General features: G+C 43.3%; 11 protein-coding genes and 3 pseudogenes. 10 read left to right on the top strand and 4 right to left on the bottom strand.

The genetic code is table 11. From position 1 onward, the window contains the following. Positions 1–91: 91 nt before the first annotated feature. From lon to MF4640_RS13290, 3 genes are all read right to left on the bottom strand, one after another. Positions 92–2,521: an endopeptidase La gene (lon, locus tag MF4640_RS13300; protein ID WP_078389895.1), complete on the bottom strand. Its 2,430-nt coding sequence runs from the start codon at positions 2,519–2,521 to the stop codon at positions 92–94. 148 nt (positions 2,522–2,669) lie between these two features. Continuing rightward, entirely contained in the window at positions 2,670–3,260 is a 591-nt protein-coding gene (locus MF4640_RS13295; protein WP_078389894.1) for a 5-formyltetrahydrofolate cyclo-ligase, read from the bottom strand. Between the two features lie 71 nt (positions 3,261–3,331). After that, entirely contained in the window at positions 3,332–3,727 is a 396-nt protein-coding gene (locus tag MF4640_RS13290) for a MerR family transcriptional regulator (RefSeq protein WP_078389893.1), read from the bottom strand. Positions 3,728–3,809: 82 nt separating this feature from the next. Here MF4640_RS13290 and MF4640_RS13285 point away from each other — a divergent pair, with 82 nt between their 5' ends. The 10 genes and pseudogenes from MF4640_RS13285 (at position 3,810) to MF4640_RS13245 (ending at position 15,344) form a co-directional block, all read left to right on the top strand. Beyond that, complete coding sequence (locus MF4640_RS13285) at positions 3,810–6,743, top strand: heavy metal translocating P-type ATPase (protein ID WP_078389892.1); 2,934 nt, start codon at positions 3,810–3,812, stop codon at positions 6,741–6,743. Positions 6,744–6,816: 73 nt separating this feature from the next. After that, positions 6,817–6,969, top strand: coding sequence for a hypothetical protein (locus MF4640_RS19480; protein WP_171263890.1), 153 nt, complete (start codon positions 6,817–6,819; stop codon positions 6,967–6,969). A gap of 113 nt (positions 6,970–7,082) precedes the next feature. After that, the gene (gene mumR / locus MF4640_RS13280; protein WP_078389891.1) at positions 7,083–7,994 is read left to right on the top strand and encodes a LysR family transcriptional regulator MumR; all 912 of its coding nucleotides are present in this window, start codon (positions 7,083–7,085) and stop codon (positions 7,992–7,994) included. A gap of 344 nt (positions 7,995–8,338) precedes the next feature. After that, positions 8,339–9,080: pseudogene (locus MF4640_RS13275) on the top strand (NRAMP family divalent metal transporter); the annotation flags it as partial. Positions 9,081–9,137: 57 nt separating this feature from the next. Further along, positions 9,138–9,839, top strand: coding sequence for an IS1 family transposase (locus MF4640_RS13270; protein WP_078389890.1), 702 nt, complete (start codon positions 9,138–9,140; stop codon positions 9,837–9,839). A 28-nt stretch (positions 9,840–9,867) separates the two neighbouring features. Then, positions 9,868–10,389 (top strand): annotated as a pseudogene (locus tag MF4640_RS13265) (divalent metal cation transporter); the annotation flags it as partial. A gap of 35 nt (positions 10,390–10,424) precedes the next feature. Continuing rightward, positions 10,425–11,207: a LamB/YcsF family protein gene (locus tag MF4640_RS13260; protein ID WP_078389889.1), complete on the top strand. Its 783-nt coding sequence runs from the start codon at positions 10,425–10,427 to the stop codon at positions 11,205–11,207. Continuing rightward, on the top strand, positions 11,200–12,006 hold the full coding sequence (locus MF4640_RS13255; RefSeq protein WP_078389888.1) for a putative hydro-lyase: 807 nt from the start codon (positions 11,200–11,202) through the stop codon (positions 12,004–12,006). Before MF4640_RS13260 ends, MF4640_RS13255 begins: the two co-directional genes overlap by 8 nt. Positions 12,007–12,039: 33 nt before the next feature. Continuing rightward, a complete protein-coding gene (locus MF4640_RS13250) occupies positions 12,040–13,623 on the top strand; it encodes an urea amidolyase family protein (RefSeq protein ID WP_078389887.1) in 1,584 nt (527 codons plus the stop codon). Beyond that, entirely contained in the window at positions 13,623–15,344 is a 1,722-nt protein-coding gene (locus tag MF4640_RS13245; RefSeq protein WP_101495486.1) for an acetyl/propionyl/methylcrotonyl-CoA carboxylase subunit alpha, read from the top strand. The genes MF4640_RS13250 and MF4640_RS13245 overlap by 1 nt, the downstream gene beginning before the upstream one ends. 140 nt (positions 15,345–15,484) lie before the next feature. Here the strand turns inward: MF4640_RS13245 and MF4640_RS19035 are convergent. Further along, positions 15,485–15,604 (bottom strand): annotated as a pseudogene (locus MF4640_RS19035) (IS30 family transposase); the annotation flags it as partial.

Below are 15,604 nucleotides of genomic sequence, written 5' to 3'. Positions count from 1 at the left end.
TAGGAAATAAAAGCATAAAGATGTGTGGTGTTATCTACAGTAAATTGTAATAAAAAAGAGAGCCGAAGCTCTCTCTTTTTACGATGCGGAATTAGTGGCGTGCAGCTTTTTTGCCTTCATCGACCGCTTTCACTATTGGTGCTTTGACCAAAGGCTCAGGCATAGAGGTCAACGCCAGTGGTAAAATCTCATCAATCGACTTCACCGCTTTAATCTCTAAACCTTCTTTAACATTGTCAGGGATTTCAGATAAATCACGGACGTTGTCTTGAGGAATGAAGACCAGCTTAATTCCACCACGGTGTGCAGCCAGAAGTTTCTCTTTCAAGCCACCAATGCGCATTGCACGACCACCGAGACTGGTTTCACCTGTCATGGCAATGTCAGGGCGAATTGGGATACCTGTGAAAGCAGAAACCAATGCAGTTGTTAACGCTAAACCTGCAGATGGACCATCTTTCGGTGTTGCACCTTCTGGTAAGTGCACGTGAATATCGGTTTCTTCAAAGCGTGTCGACTCGATACCCAATTCATCTGCACGGGTACGCACGACAGTCATGGCTGCGGTAATGGATTCTTTCATTACATCACCGAGTGAACCCGTGGTAATGAATTTACCTTTGCCTTTGACTGCTGCAACTTCAATGGTCAACAACTCACCACCGACTGAAGTCCACGCTAAACCGTTAACACGACCGACTTGGGCTTCGTCTTCCGCCATACCAAAGTCAAACTTATGTGGACCTAAGTAGTCTGGAAGATTGGCCGAAGTCACATCAACTTGCAGGTTTTTCGCTTTCTTGCTGACCGCTTCTTTTACCACTTTACGGGCAATTTTAGAGACTTCACGCTCTAAGCTACGCACACCGGCTTCACGTGTATAACGTTGTACGATGTCACGAATCGCTTCTTCATGAACAGTCAATTCTTTCGCACGTAAACCATTGTTCTTCATTGCTTTCGGAACAAGGTAACGCTCAGCAATATTCACTTTTTCATCTTCGGTATAACCCGGTAGACGAATCACTTCCATACGATCAAGCAATGCTTCTGGAATATTCATGCTGTTGGCAGTACAGATGAACATCACTTCAGACAGGTCCAGATCAAGATCTAAATAGTGATCGTTAAACTTGCTGTTCTGTGATGGATCGAGTACTTCAAGCAATGCAGAAGCAGGGTCGCCACGGTAGTCTTGTGCCATCTTGTCGATTTCGTCGAGCAAGAACAAAGGGTTCTTCACGCCAACTTTCGTTAAAGACTGCACAATTTTACCCGGCATCGCACCGATATAAGTACGACGGTGACCACGGATTTCCGCTTCGTCACGTACGCCACCAAGTGCCATACGCACAAACTCACGACCTGTCGCTTTAGCAACCGATTCACCCAGTGAAGTTTTACCTACACCTGGAGGGCCAACCAAACAAAGGATTGGGCCTTTGAGTTTTTTCACGCGAGATTGAACCGCTAAATATTCCACGATACGATCTTTCACGTCATCTAAGCCGTAATGATCGGTATCCAAAATTTCTTGCGCTTTGCTTAAGTTAATGCTGACTTTGCTGGCTTTATTCCAAGGCGTATCTAAAATGGCCTCGATATAATTGCGCACCACAGCCGCTTCACTAGACGCAGGTTGCATTGCTTTGAGTTTACGGAATTCGCTTTCCGCTTTTTTGCGCACGTGTTCAGGCAAATCAGCTTCGGCAAGACGTTTTTCAATTTCAGCAACGTCATCTTCCGCGCCGCCATTCATGTCAGAAAGCTCACGCTGAATCACCTTCATCTTTTCATTGAGGAAGTATTCGCGTTGATTTTTCTCCATTTGACGCTTCACTGAGTCATGTAAAGTTTGCTCAATCTGTTGTTCTTCAGATTGTTGCAATAAATACGTCATCAGTTCTTGTAGATGTGCTTCAAACTCATCGTGTTCGAGGAATTTTTGCTTTACATCAATATTCAGTGGAACACGGGTCGCTACGAAGAATAACAATTGCAGTAAATCGTCAATCTTGTTCGCAGCAGCAATCAGTTCACGTGCATTACGCAGTTTTGCTTCAGCATATTGAGCAAACAGAGCACGTAATTCTTGAACACGTGTTTCTTGCGTTGTTTCGTCAATGTGGACTGACATTGGGCTAAGTGCATGTTCTGCGGTTAGATAATCATTTTCATCAATGATTTTTTCTAGCTTTGAACGATGCAAGCCTTCAATTAATACTTTTATACAGTTTTCATCATTTTCATGATTCACAACTTGCACAATCTTCGCGACAGTACCGTATTGATATAAGTTGTCGTGATCAATTTCTTCTGAAAGAGAATCTTTTTGAGCAACTACAAATACTAGATTGTCACTGTTACGAGCCACATCAACTGCATTGATCGATTTTTCACGACCTACAAATAGCGCGATTTGCATGTGTGGATACACCACCACATCACGTAACGCTAAAAGTGGTAATACACTTGGAACCTGAGGCTCTAAGGTTTCTTGATTCATAATAATTTCAGACATGGGCACTCCTAATGAGTGACAACGGTGTTGCCATGTTTTTTATAGTGATGGGTATTTTAAAAAATACAAGGGCAGGTCAAAATAAATTGTATAAAAAATGACTAAACATGTGATTTTTAAGTATTCTCAACAGTCAAAAATGTCAATTTTAGCGCTTGAAGCGTAAATGCTGTTGAGGGGTCAGCAGCCCATCCAAAGGCTGATCCCATGTTTCTCGAATCAAGCGCTGTGAGACCAGCTGAAAGTGATGAGCCAAACCCAAACGAAACGGACGGTGATAGGGCGCAGAAGCTAAGGTTTTGTCATAAAAACCTCCGCCCATGCCAATGCGTGTGCCATAAGGATCACACGCCAATAAGGGCATGAGTAGCAGATCTAAATGTGAAACGTGCTGGCCACGTGTTGCCATGGGCTCTTGCATACCCAGCGGATGGTGTGAAAAGCGTTTATTTTGAAATTGATTGCGTGAAACTTTGACCCACACTAAACGCTGATTCATATTGCAAATCATCGGTAAATACACAGACTTTTTTTGATGAAAACAATATTCAATAATTTTACGGGTCTGAATTTCCCCAAAAGCATGTAGGTAGATCCCGATGCGAGTGGCATGTTTGAATTCGGGCGCACGTCTTAGGCGCTGTAAAATTTGCAGTTCGGACTGCTGCTGTTGATAGGCGGAAACTTGTCTGCGTTGTTTGCGAAGCTGTTTTCTGAGTTGGGCAAGTTCAATCGACATGGTGAACGCAGTCCTGAGTATCGAAAAGGTGAGTGTGAAAATGATCGCCAAAGTTAAAAGATGGTATCTGTTTATGGTTCAATCGTTGAACCTTTTTTCAGTTCTTGCAAAATTGGGCAGCAACTGTCGGTGGTGGTTTTACATTCATCCACCCAACTTGAAAGGCGTTGTTTAAGTGCATTCAGTTCTTGAATCCGTTGATCAATTTTTTCCAGTCGTTGCTGAATCACATCACGTACTTTTTCGCGATCATCCAGTTGTAAATGCAACAGATCTTGAATTTCACTGAGTTGTAAGCCCGCATCTTTGCCTTTTTGTATAAAGCTTAAAGTTTCAATATCTTGCTGACTGTAATAGCGATAGTTTTGTGTGGTTTCAGGAATGCGCATCAGACCGATCCGTTGATAATAACGAATCGTTTCCACATTCACCTGACAGTGTTTTGCCAGCTTGCCGATAGTGAGCATAAAATAATCTCCAAAAGGCTTGACTCAGTACCTAGGTACAGACTTTATGCTAACACAATCAAAAAATAAAAGGTGAGTCAGAATGAGTGAGCAACACAAGACTTCTTGCTGTTCCAAACAGAAATTAGCGCCGATGGTGGTGAGTATTGATCCTGTCTGTGGGATGACAGTGGCAGAGGACTCTCCTTATGTGTATGAGCATCAATCAGTTCGTTATTTGTTTTGTTGCTCAGGCTGTTTAAAGAAATTTTCGGCCAACCCAGAGGCTTACTTAACATCAGAAAAAGCGACCAGTGCTTGTTGCAGTAAACCCAAAGTGGATTTAGCTGAGGCATCTTTGCAATCTCAAGATGGGGGTATGGTTTTAGTTTCAAAGCTAGCGTTAGGTTCGGAGAAGACCACATTTATTGATCCTGTATGCGGTATGACTGTGACGGATTTAAGTAAACCTCACACCGAGTGGCAGGGACAGGACTACTATTTTTGTAGTGAAAAATGTTTGCAAAAGTTTATTGCAACCCCAGAGGCTTATGTAAAGGCTGAACGTTCAAATTCTGTAGTGAAAGCCTCAGGTTGTTGTGGTTCGACCTCGAAAGTGGTGGAGAAAAAAGCATCCTGTTGTGAGTCTAACTCTCAAACAGAATCAGACACCAAAGCCAGTTGCTGTGTACCCAAGCCGAAAGCAGGAGCTGCCCAAAGTAGCTGCTGTGGTGGAGGAAAGCATGAACATAGTGCTCCATCTGGATCAGCTGAGTTTATGGACCCTGTCTGTGGTATGTCCGTTGATCCGAATACAGAGTTAAAAACGGATTATCAGCAACAGACTTATTATTTCTGTAATCCTTCTTGCTTAGATAAGTTTAAGGCTGACCCTGAGTTCTACTTGATTCCACCCGATCAGCGTCCTGTGCCTGAAGGGGCTGCGGATATGGACTATACCTGTCCGATGGACCCTGAAATTGTACAAAAGGGACCGGGGACGTGTCCGATTTGTGGTATGGCACTCGAGCCGATGCAACCGACTTTAGATGATGCACCGAACCCTGAATTGGTGGATTTTAGCCATCGCTTTTGGATGACCTTGCCGCTGACGTTGATTGTATTTGTACTGGCGATGGGTTCACATATTCATAGTTTCATTTCACCGCATATTCAGCCGTGGATTGAGTTAGTGCTGGCGACTCCTGTAGTGCTATGGGCGGGTAAACCCTTTATTGAGCGTTGCTGGACCTCATATAAAACCCGCAACTTGAATATGTGGAGCCTCATTGGTGTCGGGGTGTTGGCGGCCTATATCTATAGTGTGGTGGCAACGATTTTCCCAAGTGTTATTCCAATGGAAGCCAAAACTGGGCACGGTGTTGCAGTGTACTTTGAGGCGGCTTGTATGATCGTATCATTAAGTTTGCTCGGTCAAATCATGGAGTTAAAAGCACGTGCCAAGACAGCAGACTCACTGAAAGCTTTACTCAAACTGCAAGCCAATACAGCCAAGTTGGTTCAAAACGATCAAGTGGTTGAAGTGGATATTGGCATGGTCAAACAAGGCGATATTTTACAAATTTCCTCGGGTGAGCAGATTCCACTGGACGGTGTGGTGGTGGAAGGCAAAACCTATGTCGATGAAGCCATGATGACAGGCGAGCCTGTACCTGTGAAAAAACAAGTGCATGACACCGTGATCGGCGGTACGGTCAATCAACAAGGCAGTATTCGTATTCAAACCACGGCGGTCGGGGCGAATACGACTTTGGCGAAAATGATTCAGACAGTTGCAGAAGCACAGCGTTCTAAAGCACCGTTACAACGTTTGGCCGATGTGTTTGCCAAATATTTTGTGATTGTGGTGTTATTGATTAGTGTACTGACCTTTGCTGCTTGGATGGTGTTTGGTGGTGCGCAATTTGACTTGGCACTGATGTGTGCGGTGGCGGTCTTGATTATTGCCTGCCCATGTGCGCTGGGTTTGGCAACACCAATGTCTGTGATGGCCACTACAGGTCGTGCGGCACAAAAAGGGGTACTGTTTAAAGATGCAGAGGCGATTGAAGCTTTAAGTAAAGTGAATACGCTGATTGTCGATAAAACAGGGACTCTGACGGAAGGTAAACCGAGTCTTAAAGAAATTCAGTTGCTCAGCCCAAATGTGAACCAAGCGCAAGCGGAACAGTGGATTGCTTCGATTGAGCAATATTCAAGTCACCCGATTGCACAGACTTTGACACAGTTAGTCCCAGCGCAGCAATTGCTTAAAGTGGCAGACTTTGAGGATGTGACTGGCTTTGGCGTCAAAGGGCAGATTGGCGAGCAAACCCTCTATATTGGTAGCCAAAAGCTGCTTGAGCAACTCGGCATCACTTTAGATGGTACTTTGCAAAGCCAGTTGATCCAGCAGCGTGCGACAGGCAATGTGATCAGTTTCTTAAGCAATAGCCAAGAAGTGCTGGCTTATATTTCTATTCACGATGCGATTAAGGCCAATGCGCAGCAAGTCATTCAACAGCTGATTGATGATGGTATTGAAGTGGTCATGGCAACAGGTGACCACGAACAAAATGCCCAGTTAGTGGCTAAGGAATTGGGTATTCAACAAGTCTATGGTAACTGTACGCCAACTGAAAAACTGGACATCGTGAAGAAATATCAGGCTCAGGGTAAAATTGTCGCGATGGCGGGAGATGGCATTAACGATGCACCAGCCTTGGCACAAGCCAATGTTGGAATTGCCATGGGTAATGGAACTGATATTGCTAAACAAACCGCGCAAGTCACCTTGGTTAAAGGCGACATTCGTGGTGCAGCCGATGCGCTACATATGGCGAAACTAGGTGTGCGTAATATGAAACAGAACCTTGCTTTTTCCTTTGTGTATAACGGTTTGGGTGTACCTGTGGCAGCAGGAATTTTCTATCCATTAACAGGGTTATTACTCACCCCAATGTTCGCTGCGGTGGCGATGTCATTGAGCTCATTGTCCGTAGTCTTAAATGCTTTACGTTTACAGAAGAGTAAATAAGCGCTTTTAGATTTTTACACTCCCTTTTCAGTTGAGTTTAAAAAAGCATCTTTTTAACAAAGGTGCTTTTTTTATGATGATTCGTGCTGGAATGAAGCGCAGCACGAATAAATATTGCTTTTTACAAGTGTCTTTTTTGATTCAACTTGATTTAAAGAGCCTTGATCCGGTTAGACCGAGTAAGGTTGTAAAAGACGCAAAATGGATGTATTTGGGCAAGGCATAGCGCTTGAATGAGCGTCATCTCGTAAGACATTTTGAAATTATATAAAACAGGAACTTAAAAAATAGGGGGAACTGCCGTACTATAAGCGGGATGGAGTAAAGGCAGGGTTCAGGGTGAATTTAAAAAATCTAGAAGCATTTTATTGGGTTGTGACTTTAAATAGTTTCAATAAGGCTGCCACAAAATTACAAACGACTCAGCCTGCCGTTTCACAAAAAATCATCTCTCTTGAAAATGATTTAGGTTTTAAAGTTCTCGATCGCAGCTTTAGACAGCTTAAACCCACTCATAAAGGCATGACCCTGTTTAAATATGCTGAAAAGTTTATGCGTTTGGAAACCGATTTGGTGGCTGAGCTGACTGAAAACCAGCACCTCACAGGAACGATTCGTTTAGGTGTTTCCGAGACCATCGTTTATACGTGGTTGGTTGAATATATCGAAAAAGTACAAAAAGAGTTTCCCAAAGTTTCTGTGGAAATTGTGGTGGATTTAACCCCAAATTTGCAAGAAGGTGTACGTACGGGGGATTTGGACATGGCCTTTTTGCTGGGCCCGACTTTGGCTTTTGAGTGTGTAGAGCAGGCGCTGTGCGACTTTGAACTGAGTTTTTTGGCAGCTCCATCTTTTAAAGGTGGTGTGGGTCAAATGTCGTTTAATGCATTAATGTCTCATACCATTTTAACCTACCCGAAAATTACCTATCCCTATAAAGAGCTCAAGGCCAAAATGAAAGAGCAGGCACTGGATGAGCCGCTGTCTATTACCAGTTATTCGCTTGCGACCTTATTGCGTCTTGCGGAGCAAGGTTTAGGGATCGCCGTTGTACCGACCTTAACGGCGCTAAAGGAAATTACCGATGGTCGCTTGGAAATTTTAAATACCCCGATCCAGCTCAAAACTTTTCATTTCACCTCGATTTATATGCAAGGAAATGATGCTGCCTTGAAAGAGAAATTAACCGATGTCGCAGTCACTGTTTCTGAAAGTGCAATGAAAAGACTGCTTGAGAAAATTAAAAAATAATTGAGGCATACGCAGCTTTTTGACAAGCGATGTTCCTTTATCTCAAAACGTAATTTGTTAAAAAACCATAAAAGCAGCTTATCGTGCGTGATAAGTAAAATTTATCATTAGACTTTTAATAAATAAAAAATAATAAAATACAGTTATTTGGTTTTAATAATGGATGTAAAAAGTCGTATTGTTCATCGCGCTTGCCTATGTTCTTATTTCAAATAGAAGATTTGATCCGCCATGGCTTTGGTTGGGCAACAGGGAATCTTTGTCAGTTAAAGGGATTTAAGAACAGAATTTGTAAGCAAAATGATGTTCTTGGTTCAACTTGAAAATAGCGTTATTAAGCTCAAATGGACGAGGAACGCATTAAATATGTCTTTATTAAAATCTTCTTTTTTATCAGATCGCCAATGGGCCATTGTTGCTTCAATCTTCATGATGGCAACCTCTGCAATGGGACCTGGTTTTCTAACTCAAACCGCGGTCTTTACTGTGAAATTGGGTGCGGCGTTTGGCTTTGCCATTCTCGTGTCTATTTTGATTGATTATGTAGTTCAGCAAAATATTTGGCGTGTCGTAACACTGACGCAAATGCGTGCTTCGGATATTGCCAATAAAGCCTTGCCGGGCAGTGGTTACTTACTGGCTTTTCTGGTCATTTTGGGTGGCTTTTTCTTCAGTATTGGTAATATTGCAGGTGCGGCTTTAGGTCTCAATGCCTTATTTGGTTTGGACACCAAATGGGGCGGCATTTTAAGTGGTGCTTTGGCCATTTTAATTTTTGCTTCAAGAAAAGCCACGCTGGCCATGGATAAAAGTATGATCGTTTTGGGGTTGCTCAAAATCATCTTGATTATCATTGTTGCCGTCATTGTGATGCCACCTGTGGGCCAAGCTGTTCATCAAACGTTTGCACCCGACCAGATTGATTTTGCCATCATCACCACGATTGTTGGTGGAACGGTCGGCGGCTATATCTGCTATGCAGGCGCCCATCGTTTACTGGATAAAGGTGCGGTTGGCCCTGAAAATATTGATGAAGTTGCAAGAGCCGCAACCAAAGGTATTGTGGTTGTAGGCATCATGCGTTGGTGGTGTATCAAAAAGTATGCTAAAAAAAAGCAGGTTGAATTTTGATAAAATAGAGAAATGCAAATAACTCTAGAAATCAAATGTCCAACCTGCCTCAGTGACAGTATAAAGAAAAATGGTATCAAAGTAGATGGGAAACAAAACTACCAATGCAAAGACTGCAAACGTCAGTTTATTGGTGACCATGCTCTGAGCTATCTAGGATGTAATTCTGGCATTACTCGTAAAATATTACAGTTAATGGTCAGAGGCAGCGGTATACGAGATATCGCTGAAGTTGAGCGCATTAGTATCGGTAAAGTCTTACGGACTTTAACTGAATCGGCCTATCAAATTCAGCCTAAACAAAGTCATTATGAATCTCTCGAAGTAGATGAATTCTGGACTTTTGTTGGAAATAAAAATAATAAACAATGGCTTATTTACGCCTACCATCGAAAAACAGGTGAGATTGTTGCTTATGTTTGGGGTAAGAGAGATTTAGCTACAGTCCAAAGGTTGAAGACAAAGCTTAAACAATTAGGTATTCACTACACCCGAATTGCAAGTGATCATTGGGACAGTTTCATCACTGCTTTTAAAAACTGCAAGCAAAGTATTGGTAAGTTTTTTACTGTAGGAATTGAAGGTAATAATTGCAAAATAAGGCATCGAATAAGGCGTGGTTTTAGAAGAAGTTGCAATTTCTCCAAAATGCTTGAAAACCATTTTAAAGCCTTCGACTTAACCTTCTTTTACATCAATAATGGCTTCATTTAATGTCAGCATACTTTTTAAAACACCACCCATGCGTTATGTGCTGTTTTTAGCTTTCTTGGGTGTGGTGGTAAGTGGCGCAAGTATTGATTTAGCCAGCCATGATGCCAATCCCGCAGCGCAAGCTTTTCAATATGCCGCAGGAACTTTTGGTTATAAATTATTTGGTCTAATTTTCTGGGCAGCAGGGATCAGTAGTACCATTGGCGCCGCTTATACTTCGGTTTCATTCTTTACCGCATTTAAGAAAAACCTCAGTCCAAAGCAAACCAATTACACCACCATTACATTTATCTCTTTAGCTTTATTACTGTATGTCGTACTGGGCGCAACCCCTGCTGGACTTTTGATTTTTGTTGGTGGCTTTAATGGCTTGGTACTGCCAATTGGTTTAACGATTTTTGTTTATGTAGCTGCTTGTCGTAAAGATATGATGGGGAATTATAACTATCCAAAATGGTTACTTATTTTGGGTGTACTCACATGTATGTTGACATGGTGGATGGGCTATATGTCCTTTACTACAGTCTTTAATTATTTAACCAAACTTTAAGCCAGACGATGGTGAAGTGATAAAGGAATTAAGCCATGTTTGTAGATTTAAATAGTGACTTGGGTGAAAGTTTTGGTTCGTGGAAAATGGGCAATGATGACCAAATTCTACCTGTGGTCACGAGTGCCAATATTGCATGTGGCTTTCATGCAGGTGATCCGCTGGGGATTTTAAAGACACTGCGGAAGGCTGTTGAATTAAATGTCACGATTGGCGCGCATGTATCTTATCCAGACCTTGTCGGTTTTGGTCGCCGTAATATGGATGTGTCACGTGATGAGCTGATTGCCGATGTGCTGTATCAAATTTCTGCACTGGATGGTCTAGCTAAAGTGGCTGGTTCTCAAGTGCAATATGTGAAACCACATGGTGCACTGTATAACACCATTGCACACGACCACGCTCAAGCCGCTGCGGTGATTGATGCTATCAAGATGTATAACCCAGAACTGGTTTTGGTGGCACTGGCAGGTTCCCACTTGGTTGAGCAAGCACGTGCAGCAGGCTTAAAGGTTGTATCTGAGGCATTTGCAGACCGTGCTTATAACAGTGATGGCTCATTGGTTTCACGACGTTTGGACGGCGCTGTTTTACATGATTCGGCCTTTGTGGCACGCCGTGTAGTGTCTATGTTGAAAAATGGCGGCGTTGAGTCGATTGATGGTGTATTTACCCCGATTCAAGCGGACACGATTTGCTTACATGGTGACACCGCAGGTGCCTTAGAGATGTCGGTTGCGATTAAAGCTGAACTGTTAAATCATCATATTGAAATTCGCCCCTTTGTCTTAAAGCATGAGGAATTACGCAATGTATAAGGATATCCGAGTCGACTCAGCACAGCTTGAAGCCGCTTTAGCCGCACGTTTAAAAATCCGTGCAGGCTTTGACAAACCAACGGCGGGTATGGCTGCGGGCATGACGCAGGTCAATATGATTTCGGTGCCTAAAGATTGGGCTTATGATTTTCTACTGTATGCACATCGCAATCCGCAAAGCTGTCCTGTTTTAGACGTGCTAGAGGAAGGTGTATATGCCACGAGACTGGCAGAAAACTCAGATATACGCACCGACTTTCCACGCTATCGTATCTGGAAAGAGGGTGAAATGGTCGATGAAGTCACTGATGCGAGTGACATTTATCATGCACATCCTGACTTGGTGACGTTTCTAATTGGCTGTAGTTTTTCTTTTGAAACTGCATTGCAAGAAGCAGGTATTGAAGTTCGTCATATCCATGATCAGACCAATGTACCGATGTATTTGAGTAATATTCAATGTCAGCCTGCGGGTCGTATTTCGGGCAATATGGTGGTGTCTATGCGTCCAATTCCATCCCATCAAATCACGGATGCCGTCAAAATTACAGCACGGATGCCGAGTGTTCATGGTGCGCCCGTGCATATTGGACATCCTGAAGGTTTAGGCATTCGTGATGTGAATCAGCCAGACTTTGGCGATGCTTCACGTATTGAGGCTAGGGAAATTCCAGTGTTTTGGGCTTGTGGTGTAACCCCACAAGCAGCGGTGATGAACTCAAAAATTCCTTTTGCCATTAGCCATGCACCCGGTCATATGTTCATTACCGACATTCCTGATCGTGCATGGATAGGTTAAGCGGCACTAAAGAATACTTAAAAGGATAGGCATATGCGTTTTTTATCGGTAAACGCGGATTGTTTTCTTATAGAGCTTGCCAGCCTAGATGAAACATTGGCGTTGTACAATAAATTGCACACGATGCAATTGAATGGAATTAAAGACTTAGTCCCTGCTGCAAAAACGATTTTGGTTTTTTTTAATGAAATCGAGACCAGCTTTAAAACATTGGTTACTTCGATTCAGACTGTAAAAATCGGTTCAGGCGGTGAGCGTAATGTCCAAGAGCTGATTATTCCTATCTGCTATACGGGCGAAGATCTTGCTCAAGTTGCAGAGTTACAAGGGCTTTCAATTGCTGATGTGATTTTGAAACATCAGCAAAGTGTTTGGAATGTGGCTTTTATCGGCTTTGCACCGGGCTTTGCTTATATGAGCAGTCCCGATCGACCTTTTACAGATATTCCTCGCTTAACTGTGCCACGTAAAAAAATACCGTCGGGTTCTTTGGGACTGGCAGGACAATATTCAGGGATTTACCCGAAAGATAGTCCGGGGGGCTGGCAGCTGATTGGTACGACTGCTGAAAAAATGTGGGATTTGGAACGTAAAAATCCAGCGCTACTGTTACCGGGGATGACGGTACATTTTGAAGATGTCACACATCAACCGACCACGGTTAGCGTAGCACAGCAAGTCACTCGTACAGTTGAGCCCAAACAATCCATGCCTTTGTTTACGGTAACAGCACCGAGTTTACAGATGCTGATCCAAGATGAAGGACGTTTTAATCAGACCAAGATTGGGGTTGGTGTTGCAGGGGCGATGGATGTATCGGCGATGCACAGTGCAAATCGAATTGTTGGTAACCCAACTCCGACGCCTGTGATTGAAGTTTTAAATGGTGGTTTGAAAGCAAAAATGCATCAGTCCGCAGTCATTTCGGTTACGGGAGCAATTTCAAACATCCACGTGAAATTTAGTGATGGCCAAAAGGCTGACTTTGAGAGTTATCAAGCGATTGCCCTTGATGAGGGTGATGAATTTCAGATTCAAGCACCGACGGCAGGGCTAAGAAATTATTTGGCGATTCGTGGTGGTATCGACGTACAGCTTGTGCTGAATAGCGCCTCATTTGATAGTTTGGCCGTATTAGGACCAGAACCTCTAAAAATGGGGGATACGGTTTATCAAGGACAGGTTGAAGTTTCAAATATCAGTAATACCGAAATTGCGAAGTTACACTTGCCCAAAGTCGGCGATGTAGTAGAGCTCGACATTGTGATGGGACCGCGAACGGATTGGTTCGAAGCGGAGAGCATTGAGCGCTTATGTCAGCAAGCTTGGCTTGTGACGAATGAAAGCAATCGGGTTGGACTGAGACTTTCAGGTGAGCAGCCGTTGCAGCGCAAAATTACCCATGAGTTGGAAAGTGAGGGAACTTGTATTGGTGCCTTACAGATTCCACCCAGTGGTCAACCTGTACTGTTTATGAATGACCATCCTTTAACTGGTGGCTACCCCGTCATTGCGGCTGTGGCAAAGTACCATTGGGACTTGGTGGCGCAGATTCCAGCAGGGTGCCAAATCAAATTTAAAAAAATGAACGAATTTACAGATTTTGAGAATGAATGATGACTACTGAAAAATTATTAATTGCAAACCGTGGTGAAATTGCCGTTCGTATTATTCATGCTTGCCGTGATATGGGTATTAGCTCAGTTGCGTTATATGCCGATGACGATATGGACAGTATGCATGTCGAACTGGCGGATGAAGCATGGGGTTTGGCCGGTGCAACGGCACGTGAAACTTATTTGAATATTCCAGCCATTCTTGAGGTTGCTAAAAAATCCAAGGCGACCATGGTGCATCCAGGTTATGGTTTTTTATCTGAACGTGCTGAATTTGCGCAGGCCGTAATTGATGCAGGCTTAAAGTGGGTCGGGCCGTCACCCAGTGCCATTGAAAAGTTGGGTGATAAAATTGAAGCACGTAAGATAGCGGCTTCAGTGGGTGCACCTTTAGTTCAAGGCACACAAGACCCCTTACATAATGCTGATGAAGCACTTGAGTTTGCAAAGCAGTTTGGTTTACCTATTGCGATTAAAGCCGCGTTTGGCGGTGGTGGTCGTGGTTTAAAAGTCGTTTGGAAACTGGAAGATGTAAAAGAGCTGTATGATTCGGCTGTACGTGAAGCGCAATCAGCCTTTGGCCGCGGTGAGTGTTTTGTTGAGCAATACTTAGATCAACCACGCCATGTCGAAGCGCAAGTGATTGCCGATCAACATGGCAATGTAGTGGTTTTAGGTACACGTGACTGTTCGCTACAACGTCGTAATCAGAAGCTTGTTGAAGAAGCGCCAGCGCCTTTTATCAGTGATGCAATTTATGAAGAAATTTTAACTTCAGCCAAAAATATCTGTCATGCAGCCAACTATGTCGGTGCGGGTACTGTTGAATATTTGCTGAGCCGTGATGGAAAGCTTTCATTTTTAGAGGTTAATACCCGCTTGCAGGTGGAACATCCTGTCACGGAAGAAACGGCCAATGTCGATTTGGTAGTTGAGCAAATTCGTGTGGCTCAAGGCCATGAACTTTCAATCAAAGAAACCCCGAAAGCGCAGGGGCATGCCATTGAGTTTCGTATCAATGCTGAAGACCCTGCTCGTGGCTTCATTCCTGCATTTGGTGTATTGAGTTTATTTGAAGCACCATTTGGTCAGGGCGTACGCGTAGACACAGGTGTTCGTACTGGTTCTTTGGTGTCGAGTCATTTTGATTCGCTCATGGCAAAACTGATTATCACAGGCCCAACCCGTGAAATTGCGATCGCTCGCGCTAAACGTGCGCTGAAGCAATTTAAAATTGAAGGGGTTGCGTCGGTTTTAGACTTTCACCGTGCAGTATTAAATGAAACTGATTTTACCGACACATTTAATGTTCATACTCGTTGGATTGAAAATGATTTTAAACAGGACTTAAAGCCAACGAAACGCAGTATTCCGAATCATCAACAACCGATGTTACTCAGCTATATTGAAATTGATGGGAAATTACACCGTTTAGGCTTACCTGCGGGCATGTTTGCACAAAACCCTACAATGACGTCTCAAGACCAACCAGCTACAGAAACAGCAGTGAGTGCTAAACACTTACTTGCACCAATCAATGGCGTAATTAGCGCTTGGAAAGTAGAAAACGGAGAGCAGGTCGTAGAGGGGCAAGTGGTGGCGATTATGGAAGCCATGAAAATGGAAGTTCCTGTACTTGCACATCAAAGTGGGGTAATTCAGTTGACAGCTCAGCAGGGAGCGACCTGTCACGCAGAGCATATTATTGGATCGATTTGCTAAAAAATTAAATCATGTGAATGAGCCTGATGCAGCATTTAGCTAAGTCAGGCTTTTCATTTAGAAATTCTTAATAATTGAGGGCTGATTGGCTTTGTTTTATGGACAAATGTAGTGGAAAAATGGTTCGATAAAGGGCGAATTCAAACATGAGGTGCGACAGTTTCAAAAGCCTTATGATAATCAACAAGCTGAGCAAATTTCTCTAATGGTGTAAGCCAATCTAACGCCTTTCTAGGACGAGTATTCAGTGACATGGCAAC

This window comes from Acinetobacter sp. MF4640, from assembly GCF_002018895.1.
Lineage (GTDB): Bacteria > Pseudomonadota > Gammaproteobacteria > Pseudomonadales > Moraxellaceae > Acinetobacter > Acinetobacter johnsonii.
The sequence above is the reverse complement of the archived record's forward strand: the minus strand, read 5'-3'. Positions and strand labels throughout refer to the sequence as shown.

Excerpts from the sequence above, each read along its gene's own strand:
- lon (WP_078389895.1), bottom strand. The coding sequence starts at position 2,521 with ATGTCTGAAATTATTATGAATCAAGAAACCTTAGAGCCTCAGGTTCCA.
- MF4640_RS13295 (WP_078389894.1), bottom strand. The coding sequence starts at position 3,260 with ATGTCGATTGAACTTGCCCAACTCAGAAAACAGCTTCGCAAACAACGC.
- MF4640_RS13290 (WP_078389893.1), bottom strand. The coding sequence starts at position 3,727 with ATGCTCACTATCGGCAAGCTGGCAAAACACTGTCAGGTGAATGTGGAA.
- MF4640_RS13285 (WP_078389892.1), top strand. The coding sequence starts at position 3,810 with ATGAGTGAGCAACACAAGACTTCTTGCTGTTCCAAACAGAAATTAGCG.
- MF4640_RS19480 (WP_171263890.1), top strand. The coding sequence starts at position 6,817 with ATGATGATTCGTGCTGGAATGAAGCGCAGCACGAATAAATATTGCTTT.
- MF4640_RS13270 (WP_078389890.1), top strand. The coding sequence starts at position 9,138 with ATGCAAATAACTCTAGAAATCAAATGTCCAACCTGCCTCAGTGACAGT.
- MF4640_RS13260 (WP_078389889.1), top strand. The coding sequence starts at position 10,425 with ATGTTTGTAGATTTAAATAGTGACTTGGGTGAAAGTTTTGGTTCGTGG.
- MF4640_RS13255 (WP_078389888.1), top strand. The coding sequence starts at position 11,200 with ATGTATAAGGATATCCGAGTCGACTCAGCACAGCTTGAAGCCGCTTTA.
- MF4640_RS13250 (WP_078389887.1), top strand. The coding sequence starts at position 12,040 with ATGCGTTTTTTATCGGTAAACGCGGATTGTTTTCTTATAGAGCTTGCC.
- MF4640_RS13245 (WP_101495486.1), top strand. The coding sequence starts at position 13,623 with ATGACTACTGAAAAATTATTAATTGCAAACCGTGGTGAAATTGCCGTT.